The organism is Pantoea endophytica, from assembly GCF_002858935.1.
Taxonomy (GTDB): domain Bacteria; phylum Pseudomonadota; class Gammaproteobacteria; order Enterobacterales; family Enterobacteriaceae; genus Pantoea; species Pantoea leporis.
This window is the reverse complement of record NZ_PJRT01000033.1, coordinates 518,009-530,185: the sequence shown is the minus strand read 5'-3', so window position 1 is coordinate 530,185 and position 12,177 is coordinate 518,009. Positions and strand designations below refer to the sequence as shown.

General features: G+C 59.2%; 12 protein-coding genes. 5 read left to right on the top strand and 7 right to left on the bottom strand.

What is annotated here, in order from left to right; genetic code table 11:
• Positions 1-202 precede the first annotated feature (202 nt).
• The 4 genes from PZBJ_RS23120 to PZBJ_RS23105 are packed head-to-tail and all read left to right on the top strand — an operon-like array spanning position 203 to position 3,825.
• A complete protein-coding gene (locus PZBJ_RS23120) occupies positions 203-559 on the top strand; it encodes a hypothetical protein (protein WP_101764474.1) in 357 nt (118 codons plus the stop codon).
• Positions 560-608: 49 nt separating this feature from the next.
• Positions 609-2,609, top strand: a complete 2,001-nt coding sequence (locus PZBJ_RS23115) for a protein-disulfide reductase DsbD family protein (RefSeq protein WP_101764473.1) — start codon at positions 609-611, stop codon at positions 2,607-2,609.
• On the top strand, positions 2,609-3,331 hold the full coding sequence (locus tag PZBJ_RS23110; RefSeq protein ID WP_101764472.1) for a DsbA family protein: 723 nt from the start codon (positions 2,609-2,611) through the stop codon (positions 3,329-3,331). Before PZBJ_RS23115 ends, PZBJ_RS23110 begins: the two co-directional genes overlap by 1 nt.
• Positions 3,328-3,825 carry a protein disulfide oxidoreductase gene (locus PZBJ_RS23105; RefSeq protein ID WP_101764471.1) on the top strand — a complete coding sequence of 166 codons (498 nt, stop codon included), beginning with the start codon at positions 3,328-3,330 and terminating at the stop codon, positions 3,823-3,825. The genes PZBJ_RS23110 and PZBJ_RS23105 overlap by 4 nt, the downstream gene beginning before the upstream one ends.
• A 16-nt stretch (positions 3,826-3,841) precedes the next feature.
• Here PZBJ_RS23105 and PZBJ_RS23100 read toward each other — a convergent pair whose 3' ends face one another.
• Entirely contained in the window at positions 3,842-4,171 is a 330-nt protein-coding gene (locus PZBJ_RS23100) for a cupin domain-containing protein (RefSeq protein WP_101764470.1), read from the bottom strand.
• Positions 4,172-4,299: 128 nt separating this feature from the next.
• Here PZBJ_RS23100 and PZBJ_RS23095 point away from each other — a divergent pair, with 128 nt between their 5' ends.
• On the top strand, positions 4,300-4,938 hold the full coding sequence (locus tag PZBJ_RS23095; protein WP_101764469.1) for an RpiB/LacA/LacB family sugar-phosphate isomerase: 639 nt from the start codon (positions 4,300-4,302) through the stop codon (positions 4,936-4,938).
• Between the two features lie 796 nt (positions 4,939-5,734).
• Here PZBJ_RS23095 and PZBJ_RS23090 read toward each other — a convergent pair.
• From PZBJ_RS23090 to PZBJ_RS23065, 6 genes are all read right to left on the bottom strand, one after another.
• A complete protein-coding gene (locus PZBJ_RS23090; RefSeq protein ID WP_101764620.1) occupies positions 5,735-6,490 on the bottom strand; it encodes an ABC transporter ATP-binding protein in 756 nt (251 codons plus the stop codon).
• 18 nt (positions 6,491-6,508) lie between these two features.
• Complete coding sequence (locus PZBJ_RS23085) at positions 6,509-7,375, bottom strand: ABC transporter ATP-binding protein (RefSeq protein WP_101764468.1); 867 nt, start codon at positions 7,373-7,375, stop codon at positions 6,509-6,511.
• Positions 7,347-8,252 (bottom strand): ABC transporter permease, encoded by a 906-nt coding sequence (locus PZBJ_RS23080; RefSeq protein ID WP_101764467.1) that lies wholly within the window; start codon positions 8,250-8,252, stop codon positions 7,347-7,349. Before PZBJ_RS23080 ends, PZBJ_RS23085 begins: the two co-directional genes overlap by 29 nt.
• Positions 8,249-9,274: an ABC transporter permease gene (locus PZBJ_RS23075; protein ID WP_101764466.1), complete on the bottom strand. Its 1,026-nt coding sequence runs from the start codon at positions 9,272-9,274 to the stop codon at positions 8,249-8,251. Before PZBJ_RS23075 ends, PZBJ_RS23080 begins: the two co-directional genes overlap by 4 nt.
• The gene (locus tag PZBJ_RS23070; RefSeq protein ID WP_101764465.1) at positions 9,271-10,902 is read right to left on the bottom strand and encodes an ABC transporter substrate-binding protein; all 1,632 of its coding nucleotides are present in this window, start codon (positions 10,900-10,902) and stop codon (positions 9,271-9,273) included. Before PZBJ_RS23070 ends, PZBJ_RS23075 begins: the two co-directional genes overlap by 4 nt.
• A gap of 61 nt (positions 10,903-10,963) precedes the next feature.
• Positions 10,964-12,118 carry a mandelate racemase family protein gene (locus PZBJ_RS23065; protein WP_101764464.1) on the bottom strand — a complete coding sequence of 385 codons (1,155 nt, stop codon included), beginning with the start codon at positions 12,116-12,118 and terminating at the stop codon, positions 10,964-10,966.
• Positions 12,119-12,177 lie beyond the last annotated feature (59 nt).

Below are 12,177 nucleotides of genomic sequence, written 5' to 3'. Positions count from 1 at the left end.
GATGGCCGCAATCATCGTAGCGGCGCCATTTATTGCGTCGTGTTTAGGTGGGTAATATGCCTTCGTTGAGATGCGCGATAAATCGCGCCGCTACGATGCTGGATCTGGGTTGAGCACCACAAAGACAAAAGTTTACACAGCAAAGCTTGGTGTTTCTGCTGCAGATGCTTAAAATGTCCGCACTTTTCTCTGAGGCTGCGGCATGACGATATCGCTATCACGCGCAAAATGGATTCTGGCACTGGTTTGTCTGGTGCTGGCGTTTTGTCTCGTCCAGCGCAGCTTCAATTTGCCTTCCGCACCTTTAGCGCAGGTCAGCGCGTCCGCGCACACCAACAGCAGTGATGATGCCAGCGGCAGCGAAAAACCCTGTGCGCTAAGCGCCAAATCGCTGAGTGCCGCCGCGCCAATCCTTGATACCGCATTGCCTTTCCTGCTGTTGCTGCTGGCACTGATCGCCACTTTCACACAAACTACCACTTGCGTCGGCTATCGCCGCGCACCGCTGTTTCCGCCTCTGCGACGGCGGCATCTGACCTTTTGCGTCTTCCGGGAATAACACCTGCGCGTTACATCGCGTAAACCCTGTTATTCACTGGAGAATTCACATGACTGTATTGATCAGGAGCCTGCTGCTCCTGCTGGCGAGCTGCGCAATCACTGCGCAGGCGGCAGACACCGGCTGGCTGCGCAATGCGCAAAACAGCCACGCCGAAGTGCGCTTGCGCAGCGCCAGCCACAACGATAATCAGCAACTGCTGCTGGATATTCGCCTGCAATCCGGCTGGAAAACCTACTGGCGCACGCCTGGCGAAGGCGGCGTTGCGCCGGAAATCCGCTGGCAAACCCCGGCGGTCAAGGCGCAATGGTTCTGGCCCGCGCCCGAGCGTTTTGACGTCAGCGGCTTGACCACGCAAGGCTATAAAGGCGATATCACGCTGCCGATCGAGCTCGCGAAACTGTCGAGCCAGCAACTTGCGGGAACGCTGACGCTCTCAACCTGTAGCGACGTTTGCATCCTCACCGACTTCCCGTTCAGCCTCGATCTGACCCAGCCCGCAGACGCCGATTTTGCCCGCGATTTCGCCGAGGCGATGGGGCGCATCCCGGCGGCTAGCGGCTTAACCGATCAACTCCACGCCAGCTTTGTAAATGGCGAATTGCAGATCCGCGCACAGCGTCAGGGCGGCTGGCAACAACCTGAACTGTTCTTCGATTATCCGCCGGGCAGCATGCTGGCGGCACCGACGATTCGTGTGAATGGCGACACGCTCAGCGCGCGCGTAGCGGTCACCGATGAATGGGGCGAAGCGGCACCGGATCTGCGCGGCAAAACGCTGTCGCTGGTAGTTGCGGATGCTGGCATTGCGCAGCAAAGCGCGATAAATATCGGCGCGGAAACGCTGGTGTCCGGCGATGCGGCGCAAACCTTATGGTCGGTGTTGCTGCTGGCGCTGCTCGGCGGCTTGATCCTCAACCTGATGCCGTGTGTGTTGCCGGTGCTGGCGATCAAGCTCAGCAGCCTGGTGCAGCAGCAAGGACAAACGCAGCGTCAGACGCGCCAGCAGTTTCTCGCCTCCAGCGCCGGGATCATTTTCTCCTTCCTGCTATTGGCGCTGCTGATGACGGGACTGCGACTCAGCGGTCAGGCGCTGGGCTGGGGCATTCAGTTCCAGAGCAGCGGCTTCCTGCTGGTGATGGTGCTGGTGATGTTCCTGTTTAGCGCCAGCCTGTTTGATCTGCTGCATTTCCGCTTGCCGTCGGGTTTGAATACCAAACTGGCGACGCAGGGCGGTGATGGCTTGCTCGGTCACTTCGGCCAGGGCGCGTTTGCCACCTTGCTGGCCACGCCATGCAGCGCGCCGTTTCTCGGTACGGCGGTGGCTTACGCGCTGACGGCACCGCTGCCGCAGCTGTGGCTGCTGTTTGTCGCGCTCGGCGTCGGCATGAGTTTGCCATGGTTGCTGGTGGCGGCGTTACCGGGCATGGCGCGCTGCCTGCCGCGTCCGGGGCGCTGGATGCTGCATCTGCGCAGCGTGCTCGGCCTGTTGATGCTGCTCGCCACCTTCTGGCTGGTGACGTTGCTGGTGCCGCATTGGGGCTGCACCTTCGCGCTGGTGCTGGCGGGCGTGTTACTCGTGGTGTTGTGTGGCTGGCTGGTGAAACGTCGCGCGCTGCAGCAGGCGGGCGTGGTGTTTATCACCCTGACGCTGGCCGGAGCGCTGTTCCTAATGACGCGTATCTCGCCGGAAGAGGAGACGCTGCACTGGCAGCCATTGACCGAAGCGGCGATCCATCAGGCACTTGAGCAGGATAAACGGGTGTTTGTCGATGTCACCGCCGACTGGTGCATCACCTGTAAAGTGAATAAATCTCGCGTCCTGAATCAGCCCGATGTGCGTGCTGCGCTCAAAGCCGATGATGTGGTACTGCTGCGCGGCGACTGGACGCAGCCCGATCCCGCCATTGGTGAATTCCTGCGCCGCCGCGACCGCGTGGCGATCCCTTTTAACCAAATTTATGGCCCGGCACTGCCGCAAGGCCAGATTTTGTCACCGCTGCTGAGTCGTGAAGCGGTGATCTCCACTCTCTCTGAGGCGAAAAAATAATGAAGAAATCCCTGTTACTGCCACTGATGTTCCTTGCCATGCCTGCACTGGCGGCCGCGCCTTTTACGCCTGAGCAGGAGGCGCGCATCAAAGAATTGATCCGTGAAACCCTGGTGCAGAATCCGTCGATTCTGGCGGAAGCCGCTGATGCCTTTGATAAAGAAGCAGCGCAACAGCAGCAAAACGTAGTGGCGCAGATGGTGAAGAAAAACCACGATGCGCTGTTTAACGACGCCGGTTCACCGCGTATTGGCGCTGAAAAACCGGCGCTGACGCTGGTCTATTTCACCGATTACAACTGCGTGTTCTGCAAGAAGTTTGAAGCCGATATCGAAAAACTGATTAAGGCTTATCCGCAGGTAGCGGTGGTGATTAAACCGCTGCCGTACCGTGCTGAAACCTCTCTCACCTCGGCGCGTCTGGCGCTCACCGTGTGGGAGCAACAGCCGAAAAACTTCCTAAAGCTGCATGAGCGTTTGATGGCGAAAAAGGGCAATCACGATAACGCCAGCATCGACGCGGCGCTGGAGAAAACCGGCATCAAGCTGAAAGAGCCAAGCAAACTGAGCCTCGATACCATCAACAGCAACCTGACGCTGGCGCAGCAGCTCGGCGTTCAGGGCACGCCAGCCACGCTGGTGGGCGACCAGATGATCAGCGGCGCGGTGCCGTATGAGCAGCTGGAAGCGGCAGTGAAAGGCGCGCTGCAGGCGAAGCAATGAGTCGATTAAAGCGTTGGCTGCGTGAGGCGCTGCTGCTGGTGCTGATTGTCGCGGCTGCGCTGTGGGGCATGGATTGGCTGCGGGCACCGCAGCTGCCTGCCGACCTGGCGCAACAACCGCTGACCTCGCTGCAAGGCGAGGTGAATCTGGCGGAACTCAGTCAGCATCGGCCACTGCTGGTGTACGTCTGGGCAACCTGGTGCGGCGTGTGCAAACTCACCACGCCAACCGTAGCGGCGATGAGTCAGGAAGGTGACAAGGTGGTGAGCGTGGCGCTGCGTTCCGGCAGTGACGCGCGCGTGGCAACCTTGTTGGAGAAGAAAGGGCTGCAAGGCGTGGCGATCAATGATGAGAGCGGGGCGATCGGCCAGCGCTGGGATATCAACGCCACGCCGACCTTTATCGTGCTGCATCAGGGCAAAGTCATCAGCACCAGCAGCGGCTGGACCAGCGGTTGGGGGCTGAAACTGCGACTTTGGTGGGCTTCCCGCTAATCGTTCTGGCGGCACGTTACGGTGCCGCCAGAAAATCCTCGCGTTGCGGCGTAAAGGTATCCAGCAGTACGCCCGCTTCCAGACACACGCAGCCGTGCACAATATTCGGCGCTTTATACAGGGTATCGCCGGCGCTGACTTCTTTCGTCACGCCATCAATGGTGAAGGCAAAACGTCCGGATAGCACATAGGTGAGCTGCTCATGCGGATGGTGATGCAGCGGACCGACAGCACCCTGCTTAAAGGTGACTTCCACCGCCATCAGGGTGCCGCCGTGCGCCAGTATTCGGCGCGTTACGCCGTTACCTAAATCGTCCAGTCGGGTTGCGCTTTTAAAGATAAACATGATTTCTCCTTGCAGGTTGCATCGTCAATATGTGACTTAACTCACAGTCAAAAAGGCATTTAAAGGCTGCATTTTAACGTTCTTTGATTAAAATGAAACGGTGTTTCAATTTAATCTGAGGATGGATCATGAAAATCGCTTTGATGATGGAAAACAGCCAGGCTGCGAAGAACGCAACGGTGTTGAAAGAGCTTCAGTCTGTGGCGCAACCGCTCGGGCATCAGGTGTTTAACGTCGGTATGAGCGACGAACAGGATCACCATCTTACCTATATTCACCTCGGCATCATGGCCAACGTACTGCTTAACAGCAAAGCGGTGGACTTCGTGGTGGCCGGTTGCGGTACCGGCCAGGGCGCGTTGATGTCGCTGAACCTGCATCCCGGCGTGGTGTGCGGCTACTGCATCGATCCGGCGGATGCTTACCTGTTTGCGCAAATCAACAACGGCAATGCGCTGTCGCTGCCGTTCGCCAAAGGTTTCGGCTGGGGCGCGGAACTAAACCTGCGCTTTATCTTCGAAAAAGCCTTTACCGGTGAAAAAGGGCACGGCTATCCACCAGAGCGCAAAGAGCCGCAGGTGCGCAATGCCGGCATTCTGAACGAAGTGAAAGCGGCGCTGCTGAAAGAGAATTACCTTGATTCACTGCGCGCCATCGATCCCGAGCTGGTGAAAACCGCCGTGAGCGGCCCGCGCCTGCAGCATTGCCTGTTTGAACATGGGCAGAATCAGGAGATCGTGAGTTTTGTGCGTGAACTGACGCAGTAATCAAAACGGTTTGAGCGAAGCCAGGGAAACCTGGCTTTGTTGTTTATGTCCTTCTTCATTTGCACTCCGGCATCAAAATGTCGGAGGAAATGTCGGAAAAAATATCGGAGAAAACGCTAAGAGTTAGGCAGCTTCAGAGTCAGTGAAGCACTCGACTTTGTTATCCCTTCGATTCAACAGTCACGCGTATTTATCCTACCGACCAACCGTTGCAGACGTCTCGATTGTTCATTTAAGTCACCACAGACGACGTAATGCATGTCAGTTAAGCCAGTGACGAGTACGCAGGCCGGTGCCACTTTTGGTCCTGCGGTCCTCGCGCCGCTATCGCGGTACCTTCACTTCGCTCGTCTGCCTGACGGACCGGCGTAGACGGGACATCCTTGTCCCGACTCCGCCTTTCGCCCGCGTCCTGCGGGCTCTCCTGGCTTCCTCGCTTCGTTCAGCGCTGCGGATTGCCGGCCCAAAAGCGGCCCCGGCCTGCTTAAACTTCAGTGCGTGTTATTGAAAAGGGCTCATAGGTTAGAGGCGCTGGCGCGTCTGCTGCGGCAAAAGGGCTATTCGCAGCGCTGAGGCTTTTACGTTGGGCCAGGAGCCTCGCGCATGGATGCGCGAGGCAGTTCGGGGTCGGCCAGGGAAGGCCGATCCGCGAACGGTCCGTTGGCACAACGTGGAAGCCGAAGGCACCGCGCTAGCGGCGCGAGGACGGCCCGTGACGCAGCAGATGTGTTAGAGCCCGCTACCTATTCAAAGCAAAATGTCCTTATCAGTAAGGATTACGCCATAAATGGCGATCCTACGCTAAAACCCCGTTATCCTGCCGGCTCGCATCCACCAGCATCTGCGTATACGCCACCTGCGCGCGATTGTGCACCAGCGCATCGACATCCAGCGTCTCCAGCACTTTGCCATGTTGCATCACCGCCACGCGATGGCACAGATGCGCCACCACGCCGAGATCGTGCGTCACTATCAAGTAGGTCAGCTTCTCCTGCTGCTGCAGATCACTAAGCAGATTGAGGATCTCCGCTTGCACCGAGACATCCAGTGCCGAGGTCGGTTCATCCAGTAGCAATACGCGCGGTTCGAGAATCAGCGCCCGGGCGATGGCAACGCGCTGGCGCTGACCGCCAGAAAGTTGGTGCGGATAGCGGGTTTGCCACGCGCGATTGAGGCCAACTTTCTCCAGCATGGCGATAACGCGCTGCTGACGCTGGCCGATGCCGTGAATCTGCAGTGGCTCCTCGAGAATATCGCCGATGGTGTGGCGTGGATGCAGCGATCCGTACGGATCCTGAAACACCATCTGCACGCTGCGGCAGCGCTCGCGCGCGATGCGATGCGCCAGCGGCACGCCATCAATCGCCAGCTCGCCGTGCCAGTGGGTGAACAGCCCGGCGAGGCACTTCAGCACCGTGGTTTTGCCCGATCCGGATTCGCCAACCAGGCCAAAGATTTCACCCTGATGAATCGACAAATTGACGTCGAACAGCACCTGATTACGTCGCTCCTCCTCACCAAAACTGAGGTTGAGATTACTTACGCGGATCATCTCGTTCATCATTGCTCCTTAGGGTTGCAGCCAGCTGGCCTGACGTTGCAGCACCGGCAGACGGGCGCGACGCTGGTCCATATCGGGCAGCGCGGCGAGTAGGCCCTGCGTATAGGGATGCTGCGCCTGAGCGAGTTCGCTGGCCGCCAGCGACTCCACCACGCGCCCGGCATACATCACCAGCACGCGGTCACAGAAACGCCGCACCAGATTGATGTCGTGACTGATAAAAATCAGCCCCAGACCGCGCTGTTTCACTAAATCATCCAGCAGCGCCAGCACCTGCAAACGCACCGAAACATCCAGCGCCGAAGTGGGTTCATCGGCAATCAGCAGCTCAGGCTCGGTAATCAGCATCATGGCGATCATCACGCGCTGGCCCTGACCACCGGAAATTTCGTGCGGATAACATTGATAGATGCGGCCCGGATCGCGCACCTGCACCACGTCGAGCATCTCCATCGCCCGCTGCCGCGCAACCTCGCGCTGGCCGGGATGATGACTGCGCCAGGCTTCAGCAATCTGCTCACCCACGCGTACCACCGGATTCAGTGAATATTTCGGATCCTGCATAATCATGGAGATGCGCTTGCCGCGAATGGCGCGCATCTGCGCCGGCGTGGCACACAGCAGGTCCACGTCACCAAACTGCATGCGCTGCGCCGTGACCTGCGCGCTGCGCGGATGCAGCTGTAACAGCGCGCGGCCAACGGTGGATTTGCCGGAACCGGATTCACCCACAATCGCCAGTTTCTCCTTGCCCAACTGGAAGGAGATGCCGCGCACGGCGGGCGTCACCAGCCGGCCATTGACGAAATTGACCTGTAAATCCTGCACGTCGAGCAACGGTGCAGCGCTATTCGCTGCGGGGATCGAGGATGTCACGTAAGCCATCTCCTAAGAAGTTGAACGCTAAGCTGTTGATCAGAATCGCCAGACCTGGCACCGTCACCACCCACCAACACTCCAGCATGTATGTGCGGCCGCTGGCGATCATCGCGCCCCATTCCGGATCCGGCGGCTGCGCGCCCAAACCGAGAAAACCGAGTCCGGCAGCGGTGAGAATGATGCCCGCCATATTCATGGTGATGCGGATAATCACCGAAGGCAGGCACAGCGGCACAATGTGTTTCCACAAAATGCGCAGTGACGAGGCGCCCTGTAAGCGCACCGCGGAGACAAAGTCGGCCTGACGCAGCGACAGTGCTTCAGCGCGCGCCAGGCGGGCAATCGGCGGCCAGGCGGTGAGAGTAATGGCGATCACCACATGCTCCAGCCCCGGACCGAGTGCGGCGACAAACGCCAGCGCCAGCACCAGGCTAGGAAAGGAGATGAAGATGTCGGTGACGCGCATCAACACGCTATCCACTTTGCCGCCGAAGTAACCGGCGGTGACGCCGAGCAGCAAGCCCAGCGGACCCACGGTGATCGACACCAGCAGCACGATATACAGCGTGATGCGCGCGCCCCACACCAGACGGCTGAAAATGTCGCGGCCAAATTCATCGGTGCCAAACCAGTGCTGCGCGTTGGGCGGCGTCAGCGCGTTGTTGAGATCCTGAATCAGCGGATGGTAGGGCGCGATCCAGGGTGCGAACAGCGCCACCACCAGCAGCAGCAAAATGATGCCGCCGCCAATCGCGGTTAGCGGGTTGCGCGCCATTTGCCCGAGAAAATGGCCGATGCGCGCGCCGGTGCGGCGACAGCGCGCCAGCCGTTCGCGCGTCTGGCTGGCTAATGGCGTATCGAGAGAAATCGTCATACTTTGGTCCTCGGATCGAACACCTGATAGAGCAGGTCAGAGAGAAGATTGAGCAGCACGAAAATCAGGCCAACCACCAGCACGCAGCCCATCACCGCATTCATATCGCCGAGCATCAAACTGCCGGTGAGATAGGACCCAAAACCGGGCCATGAGAACACGGTTTCAATCAGCACCGCGCCTTCCAGCAGCGAGCCGTACGCCAGCGCCACCACCGTGAGCAGCTGCACCAGAATATTGCGGAACGCGTGCTGCCAAATCACCTGCCATTCGCTGAGTCCTTTCACCCGCGCCGTCAAAATGAATTCCTGCGACAGTTGCGCCAGCATAAAGCTGCGCGTCATGCGGCTGATGTAAGCCAGCGAGTGAAAGCCGAGCAGGGACGCAGGCAGAATCAGGTGATTGAGCGCATTGCTGAACACCGTGAAGTCGCCCACCAGCAAAGCATCGATCAGCAGAAAACCGGTGCGACGCGGCACAATGCCATCGAGACTGAAATCAACACGGCCCGCGCCGCCGACCCAGCCGAGATGGGCATAAAACAGCAGCAGACCCACCATGCCCACCCAGAAGATCGGCGTGGAGTAACCCGCCAGGCTGATGATGCGCACCAGATAGTCAATCACGCTGTTGCGGCGTGCGGCGGCCCACACGCCCAGCGGGACGCCGAGGCCGGTACCAATCACAATCGCCAGCGTCGCCAGTTCTACCGTGGCCGGGAAGACGCGCAGGATATCGTTGATCACCGGCTGCCCGGTCAGTAGCGCCAGCCCAAGGTTGCCGTGCAGCAGGCCTTGCAGATAGATACCAAACTGCACCCACAGCGGTTTATCGAAGCCGAGTTGGTGATAAACCTGCTGATAGGTGTTGTGATCGGCATCCGGCCCGACAATCGCCAGCACCGGATCGAGCGGCATCACGCGACCAATAAAGAAGGTCAGCAACAGCAGGCCAAACAGCGTGATCGCCACCTGAACGGTGCGGCTACGCAGGCGCCGCCAGTGGCTTTTTGTCAGCTTCATTGCGCACCTCCCGCCAGGCTGTCTGGCGTTTTCCATACGTCACGCAGGAAAGTGGTGGCCGACGGATGCGGCACGTAATCCCGCACCCGATTGTTCACCACCACCGAATCGGTCATTTGCGAGATTGGCATCAGCGCCGGAATCAGCTGGTCGTAGCGCTGCTGGATAGCGAAGTAATCCTGCTGCTGCTGTTTTACATCGCGCTCCAGCAGCGCTTTATCGATCATGCTGTTCAGCTGCGCGTCATAAAAACCGGTGCGCCAGCCCTGAAAATTGGTGAGGCGCGCGCTGTCGGCGTTGTTGGGGTTGTACACCAGCGCGCGCAGGCTGGAGTGCGGATGCGGCTCCACGCCGCTGCCGCCGCGCCCGACCAGCAGATTGAACTGACGATCGCGCATCGCACCGTAAATCTGGTTACCGGTGCCGGTAATGATTTTGGCGCGAATGCCGCCCTGCATCAGCGTGGACTGAATCGCGATGGCGACATTGAGGAACGGCTGATCGGCCAGCACGCGCAGCGTGGTATCAAACCCGTTGGGATAACCGGCGGCGGCCAGCAAGGCTTTGGCGCGCGGCACATCCAGCTTGTAGCCAGGATCGGGCAGCGTTGCCGGCATGCCGGCTTGAATTGGCCGCTGATGCAGCGTGCCGTAACCGGCCATCAGCGTTTTGTTAATCCCCTGATAATCCACCAGATAACGCAGCGCTTCGCGTACCTGCGGATGGGCGAAGTGATCGTCCTTCATGCTCATCGCCAGGTAATAAATCGTGCCTTTTTGTACCGCGTCGATGGTGAGATCGGGATCGTGGCGCAGCGCTTTTACATCGGGGATCGCCATGTTGCTGGCAACATCGAGATCGCCTTTCTCCATCATCAGACGCAAGGTTTGCGACTCCTGCAGATGACGGAACACCACACGCGTCAGCTTCGGCGCACCGCGCCAGTAGTGGGCATCGCGGCTGATGCGCAGCACATCTTTGGCCTGCCACACATCCAGGCGGAACGGTCCGGAACCCGCTTCGTGGGTGGTGAGCCAGCGATTGCCCCAGTCGTTATTCACCGCCTGCGCCTGCACGGTTTTGCTGTCGAGTACCACCATGCTGCCGAGCGCCGCCAGCGAATAGAGCACCAGCTTGGGATCGTTAGGCTTGGGCAGGCGAATCACTACCGTGTGCGCATCCGGCGCGCTGATCATCTGATCCACGTTCTCTTTGCTGAAGCCGTAAGATTTCCATACCGAGGCCTGTGCCAGATTCAGGTGCAGCACGCGGCGCATCGACCAGATCACATCGGCGCTGCTCAGCGGATTGCCGGAGTGGAAGGTGACATTGTCACGCAGATGAAAGGTGAGTTGACGATTGTCGGGGCTGATCTCCCAGCGCTCCGCCAGCGCCGGGCGCACGTTGGTGAGCTGTTGCGGATCTAACTCGACTAAACCGTCATAGAGATTGACGACAATGCCGACCACTTCGTTGCCGGTCATGGTGGCGGGATCGAGCGTGAGCAGGTTATTCATGTTCATGCCCACAATCAGCTGGTCGTCTGGCGTGGCCGCCAGCAACGATGGGCTACAGGTGAGCAGCAACAGCGCGGCGCACCACGCTCTGCAGGGGTTCATCAGGTTCATAAGCAAAGTCCAGCAGGTCAGAGGTTTATCGTTTTTATGCCGTACTGCTTGTGTTGGGCGCTTACCAGCGATTTAGCGTGTGTGTCTCAATCCACGCGAAATTGATGTCCTCCCCAAGTCCGGGACGCGTTGGCAGATGGACAAAACCCTCTGCGTCCATGGGATCGACCAGCGCGTTGAGATAGGCCGGCGGCTGTTCGTAATCAAGGAACGGATGCAGCAGACCGCGTTCGTACCAGCGGCAGTTGCGGATAGCGCCGACCACCGCGATGCTGGCGGCACCGTTGCCGTGTACTTCGCAATCCATACCAAAGGCTTCGGCCAGGCTGGCGACCTTCATGGTGGCGGAGATGCCGCCGACGCCGTTAGCGCCAGCGCGTAGAATGTCGCAGGCACCGGCGCGCACCCAATCGGCGCGGCTGTGGTGTTTGCCGCCGAGACTTTCCGGGCCGAGCACGTCAATGCTGAGGTTTTCCGCCAGCCACGCGTACGACGCCATGCTTTCCTCTTCCATCGGCTCTTCGAACCAGGCGAAATCGAGTTTTTCCAGCGCTTTGCCGATGGTGAGCGCCTCGCTGCGGCTGTACCAGTGATAGCCGTCGAGCATCAGGGCGATGTCCGGGCCGACCGCTTCGCGCACCGCGGCGCAGGCTTTGATGTCCATTTGGGTGCTGGGCGCGAACGACACCGGCGGCATCCAGGTGTGCAGTTTGATGGCCTGATAACCGCGCGCGACCAGTTTTTCGGCAAACTGCGCGTATTCATCGGGCGTGGATAAACCGCCTTCCAGCTCATCGCCGCACATGGTGCTGCCGTAAGCGGGAATTTTCTCGCGATAACCACCAAGCAGTTTGTGGACCGGTTGTTTGAGCTTGCGACCAATCAAATCCCACAGCGCCTGTTCCACCGCCGATAACGCACGTTCGGTGAGCTGATGGGCGCTACCGCGCTGCCAGTGCACCAGATCCTGCCACAGACGCTCGCGATCAAAGGCATTTTGCCCAATCAGCACTTTGCGGAAGAAGGCGTTCACCACATGCGGCCGAATCACTTCGGCGGGGGCAAACGCGTAGCCGCAATCGCCATCTTCGCTGGCGATCGTTAGCAGCGCCATTTGGGCATCGGTCTCTGCGCCGGGATGCGAATGTCCGGCGCTGTCAGAGACGCGTCGCGTGGGGTAGCTAAACAGGGTGACATCAATGGCACTGATCTTCACGGTAACTCCTCCTTCAACTCAGTGGCTTGCCCAAATCAGGCATTAACATAAAAAATAAA